At 73.1% G+C, this 5,040-nt stretch carries 5 protein-coding genes; 3 read left to right on the plus strand and 2 right to left on the minus strand.

Features of this window, described 5'->3' with window-relative positions; translation table 11 throughout:
• Positions 1-200: 200 nt before the first annotated feature.
• Positions 201-668 (minus strand): thioredoxin-dependent thiol peroxidase, encoded by a 468-nt coding sequence (gene bcp, locus HW445_RS18030; protein WP_180222030.1) that lies wholly within the window; start codon positions 666-668, stop codon positions 201-203.
• A gap of 168 nt (positions 669-836) precedes the next feature.
• On the opposite strand from bcp, the gene HW445_RS18035 reads away from it, so the two are divergent.
• Complete coding sequence (locus HW445_RS18035; protein WP_180222031.1) at positions 837-1,208, plus strand: DUF3618 domain-containing protein; 372 nt, start codon at positions 837-839, stop codon at positions 1,206-1,208.
• 104 nt (positions 1,209-1,312) lie between these two features.
• Positions 1,313-1,615: a co-chaperone GroES gene (locus HW445_RS18040; RefSeq protein ID WP_151775204.1), complete on the plus strand. Its 303-nt coding sequence runs from the start codon at positions 1,313-1,315 to the stop codon at positions 1,613-1,615.
• A gap of 76 nt (positions 1,616-1,691) precedes the next feature.
• Here the strand turns inward: HW445_RS18040 and HW445_RS18045 are convergent, their stop codons facing one another.
• Complete coding sequence (locus HW445_RS18045; RefSeq protein ID WP_180222032.1) at positions 1,692-4,166, minus strand: transglycosylase domain-containing protein; 2,475 nt, start codon at positions 4,164-4,166, stop codon at positions 1,692-1,694.
• A 171-nt stretch (positions 4,167-4,337) separates the two neighbouring features.
• Between HW445_RS18045 and HW445_RS18050 the strand changes: the two genes are divergently transcribed.
• Positions 4,338-5,040 (plus strand): DUF1707 domain-containing protein (locus tag HW445_RS18050; RefSeq protein ID WP_180222033.1); only part of this gene is annotated, 703 nt, incomplete at its 3' end.

Below are 5,040 nucleotides of genomic sequence, written 5' to 3' on the forward strand. Positions count from 1 at the left end.
CCTGGCCAAGCGGCTCGGCGCGTGGACGTCCGTACTCACCGTCACGGCCGGTGTGGCCGCGGCCTCCTGGGTCCTCGCCGACCGCCACGAGGCCTGACCCCCGGGCGGGCGCGGCCCTGGCGTCCCGGGCCCGCGCCCGGGACGCCGAAGGGACGCCGAAGGGACGCCGAAGGGGCGCCGAAGGGGCGTCGGACCGCCCGTCAGACCCCGAGATCGCGGATGATCTTGGCGACGTGACCGGTGGCCTTGACGTTGTAGAGCGCGCGCTCCACCGTCCCGTCCTCGTCGACCACGACCGTGGAGCGGATGACGCCGACGACGGTCTTGCCGTACAGCTTCTTCTCGCCGAACGCCCCGTACGCCTCGAGCGTCTTCTTGTCCGGATCGGCCAGCAGGGTCACCTTCAGCGACTCCTTGTCGCGGAACTTCGCCAGCTTCTCCGGCTTGTCCGGGGAGATGCCGACGACGTCGTACCCGGCGCCGGCCAGCAGCTCCAGGTTGTCCGTGAAGTCGCAGGCCTGCTTGGTGCAGCCGGGGGTGAGCGCGGCGGGGTAGAAGTACACGATGACCTTGCGGCCCGCGTAGTCGGCCAGCGAGACCTCGTTCCCGTCGGCGTCGGGAAGGGTGAAGGCGGGGGCGGTGTCGCCGGGCTGGAGTCGCTCGGACATCGGGTCGTGCTCCTTGGGTCGCTCGTTACCGGTGGGCGCGTACGAGCGTAACCGGGGGCTTGACCGTGCGGCGCGGCCACGAGCTGACAGACTGGTGGGCAGCAACACGGGAAGCAGTACGCAGTACGTACGGACATCCGACGGCGAGACGATCACGGAGGCGGCACGGTGGCGGACACCTCGGACACCAGGACACCGGCGCAGATCAAGGCGGACATCGAGCGGCGCCGCGCACTGCTGGCCGAGACGCTCGAGGAGATCGGGGTGCGGATGCACCCGAAGACGGTGGTGGACGACGCCAAGGCCAGGGCGCGCGGCCAGGTCGACCAGACCCTGGGGCGGGCCTACGTCAGCGTCAACCGGACCCTGACCGGTGTGCGGGGGCGTTTCGTCGACGAGGAGGGGTCGCCGCGGATCGAGCGCATCCTGCCGGTGGCGCTGGTCGCGGTCGGCGTGGTCGGGCTCCTGATGGTGGGCGGCACCCGTGGCCCGGGCGGCTCCGGCCGCTCGCGCGGCGGCCGCTGCCGACGCCGCCGCTGACCCCCCACCCGATCGGGCGGCCGGGGGCGAGGGGCAGGTAGGTTCACACCGTGAGCGTCAACAGAACTGTGAGCGACACCCAGCACGACAAGCTTCCGATCCGGATGCTGCACGACCGCGTGCTGGTGCGTCAGGACAACTCGGAGGGTGAGCGTCGCTCGGGCGGCGGCATCCTCATCCCCGCGACGGCGGCGGTCGGCCGGCGTCTCGCGTGGGCGGAGGTCGTCGCGGTGGGGCAGAACGTCCGCACCGTCGAGCCCGGCGACCGCGTCCTGTACGACCCGGAGGACCGGGCGGAGGTCGAGGTGCGGGGCATGACCTACGTGCTGATGCGGGAGCGGGACCTCCACGCGGTCGCCGCGGACCGCTTCGAAGGCGCGGAGGACTCCACGGGCCTGTACCTGTAGCGCACGGCACGAAGGGGCCGGTGACCGCCGAGCGGTCACCGGCCCCTTCCGTGTACCGGGCGGACCACAGGGCGTACTACAGGGCCAGGTGGGGCCAGGGCCACGCCTGTTGCTCGTGGGGCGGGAGGTGCGCGCCGCCCGGTGAGGACGGGTGGTGCGGCGTTTGGTGGTGCGGGGCCTGGTCGTGCGGGTGGTGGTCCCCCGGGGGCGGCGCCTGGTGGGCGGGCGGCGCGGCGTCGCCGGGGACGCCGTCCACGCCCGGTCCGGGGTCGTACCCGGGCGACGGGAGGACCGTGCCCTGGCCGTCGGGTCCGGCGGCCGGGCCGGGGCCGTCCTCGTCGCCGTGGCCGTCGCCGGTGAACTCCGACGCCTCGCCCTGCTCCTCGGACGAACCGTCGCCGTCGCCCTCGGGGGAACCGGAGTCGGGGAACCCGTCGCCCTCCTCGGCGGACGGCGACGCGGAGGCCGACGCCCCGTCGCTCGGCACCGCGTAGGGCAGCTTGAGGTCGCCGCTGCCCGCCCGCACCTGGAGGTCGAACGCGGCCGCCTTCTCACCCTTCGTCGCGTCCTTCACGAACTCCGCCCAGACCTGCGCCGGCACCCCGCCGCCGTTGATCCGTCCCAGCCCCATCGCCCCGTACAACGGCTTGTGCGCGGCCGTCTTCGGGTCCTGTCCCATCACCGACACCACGGCGACCAGGTCCGGCGTGTACCCGGCGAACCAGGCCGCGGTGTCCTCCTCGGCGGTGCCCGTCTTGCCTGCCGCGGGCCGCCCCGCCGCCTGCGCGGCGGTGGCGGTGCCCCCGGAGACGACCCCGCGCAGCACCGAGGTCGTGGTGTCCGCCGCGACCCGGTCGATCGCCTGGGTGGGCTTCCGGTCCGGCAGCGACACCGTCTGCGACCCGTTCCGGGTGATCCTCTCGACCAGCGTGTACGGCCGGTGCCGCCCGTGGTCGGCGAGCGTGGCGTAGGCCTGCGTCATGTCCAGCACGCTCGCCGTAGCCGTGCCCAGCGCCATCGACGGCGAGGCGATCAGGTCCGGGGTGCGCTCGGGCAGCCCGAGCCGCACCGCCGTCCGGTGCACCCGGTCGGGGCCCACGTCGACCGCCATCTGGGCGTACACGGCGTTGACGGACTTGTCGGTGGCCTCGCTGACGGAGATCTCCCCGTAGCTCTGGTCGTCCTCGTTCTCGGGCGTGTACCGGGCCCCGGGCCAGCCCTCCACGGCCCGCTTGCTGGTGCCGTCGTACATGGTCTGCGGGGTGATGGGCCGTCCGTCGTGGGTGTGCGCCCCGTGCTCCAGGGCGGCCGCCAGGACGAACGGTTTGAAGGTGGAGCCGACCTGGAAGTCCCGGCGGGTGGCGTTGTTGGTGTACTGCTTCACGTAGTCGGTGCCGCCGTACATCGCGACCACCTTGCCGGTGCGGGGGTCCATCGCGGCGGCTCCGGCCCGCACGTTCTTGTCCGCGTCCCGCACCTCGGGCTTCAGGTTCTCCAGCACCTCCTCCTCCACCGCGGCCACCAGCGCCTCCTGGGCCGGCTTGCGGAGCGTCGTCCAGATCCGGTAGCCACCGCCCTCCAGGTCGGCCTCCCGGAGGATGCCGTGCTCCGCCAGGTACGCCTTGACGGCGTTGACGACGTAGCCGCGCTGGCCGGAGAGCGCCGTGTTCGCCCGGTTGGGACGCGGGGCGGGAAACGTCAGGGCGGCCCGCTCCGTCCTGGTGAGCCAGCCCTCCTTGACCATGCCGTCCAGCACGTAGTTCCAGCGGACCAGGGCCTTCTCCCGGTTCTCCGGGTGGGCGTCGATGTCGTAGGCGTTCGGGGAGTTCAGCAGCGCGGCCAGGTAGGCGCCCTGCGCGGCGTCCAGCTCGGAGGCGTCGATGCCGTAGTAGGCCTGGGCGGCGGCCTGGATGCCGTAGGTGTTGCGGCCGAAGTAGCTGGTGTTCAGGTAGCCCTGGAGGATCTCGTCCTTGGACTTCTCCCGGTCCAGCTTGATGGCGATGAAGAACTCCTTGCCCTTGCGGGTCAGGGTCTGCTCCTGGCCCAGGTAGTAGTTCTTCACGTACTGCTGGGTGATCGTGGAACCCGACTGCCGGCCCTTGCCGGTGACGGTGTTCCAGGCTCCGCGGACCATCGCCTGGGGGTCCACCCCGGAGCCGTCGTAAAAGTCCCGGTCCTCGGCGGCCAGCACGGCGTGCCGCGCGTACGCGGAGACCTGGGCCAGCTCCACGCTCTCCCGGTTGACGTCCCCGTCGCGGGCCAGGCGGGAGCCGTCCGCGTAGAGGAACACGTTGCTCTGCATGGTGGCGGCGGCGTTGGCGCGGGGAATCTTGACCAGGTGGTAGCCGGCCGCCAGGGAGGCCGCGCCGAGCAGGATGACGGCGACCAGGCCCAGGAGGGTGAAACGCCAGGTGGGGAGGGCCCGACGCCAGCCCTTCCGCCGGGCGGCGGGGGCGGGCCCGTCCGCGGCGCCCCGGGCGGTGGCGGGCACGTCCGGGGGCCGCTGGGGGCCCCAGCCCGGGAACGGCTCTTTCCTGCGGTCGTTCGTCATCGCGTGCTCCGGCTCCCGTTCCTCCGCGTTCCGCCGATACCCTATGCGCCCACTATGTACCGGTATGACCGATGCGCGCCCGCAGAATTGGGCTGTGTCGGGGCCGCGGCGTCCCGTCCGCCTCCCGGTCCCCCGTTACCGGGGCCGTCCCGAACTCGTATGCTGCGCGCCATGGCCGACGCGTCGAACGAGCGGAACGAGCGGTACCAGCGGGACGAGGGGGACGAGGACGGGGCAGCGCGGGGGGAACGGCGGGAGGTGCCGCTGCCCGAGCTCCGGGCGGGTGACGCCGACCGTGAACGGGTCGCGGAGCGGCTCCGGGACGCCCTCGCGGAGGGGCGGCTCGACATGGACGAGTTCCAGGAGCGGCTGGACGTCGTGTACCGGGCGAAGACGTACGGCGAACTGGAGCCGGTCACCCGGGACCTGCCGGCGCCCGGCGGGACCGCCGTCCCGCTGGTGAAGCGGCCCGCCGCCGGCACCGGGGGCGAACCGGACCTGGCGTCGCGGATCACCGGCGGCCAGGGTTCCTCCGACTGGGGGATCGCGGTGATGTCGGGTTTCCAGCGGGTCGGACGGTGGGTGGCGCCGCGGCGGTTCAACGCGGTGGCGGTGATGGGCGGCGGCGTGATCGATCTCCGCGACGCCTACTTCGCGGACCGTGAGGTCGTGCTCAACTGCGTCGCGGTGATGGGCGGGGTGGACATCATCGTCCCGCCGGGTGTCGAGGTCGTGATGCGCGGCGCGGGGCTCATGGGCGGGTTCGACCACGACACGCGGGGCGACGACACGGGCCCCGAACCGGGGGCGCCGCGGGTCGTCGTCACCGGGTTCGCGTTCTGGGGCGGTGTCGGCGTCCGCACCAAGCGCCCCA

Source organism: Streptomyces sp. UH6 (genome assembly GCF_013421635.1).
Taxonomy (GTDB): Bacteria; Actinomycetota; Actinomycetes; order Streptomycetales; family Streptomycetaceae; genus Streptomyces; species Streptomyces abyssomicinicus.

What these genes read in the sequence shown, in the direction of transcription:
- bcp (WP_180222030.1), bottom strand. Translation starts at nt 668, where the DNA reads ATGTCCGAGCGACTCCAGCCCGGCGACACCGCCCCCGCCTTCACCCTT.
- HW445_RS18040 (WP_151775204.1), top strand. Translation starts at nt 1,313, where the DNA reads ATGCTGCACGACCGCGTGCTGGTGCGTCAGGACAACTCGGAGGGTGAG.
- HW445_RS18045 (WP_180222032.1), bottom strand. Translation starts at nt 4,166, where the DNA reads ATGACGAACGACCGCAGGAAAGAGCCGTTCCCGGGCTGGGGCCCCCAG.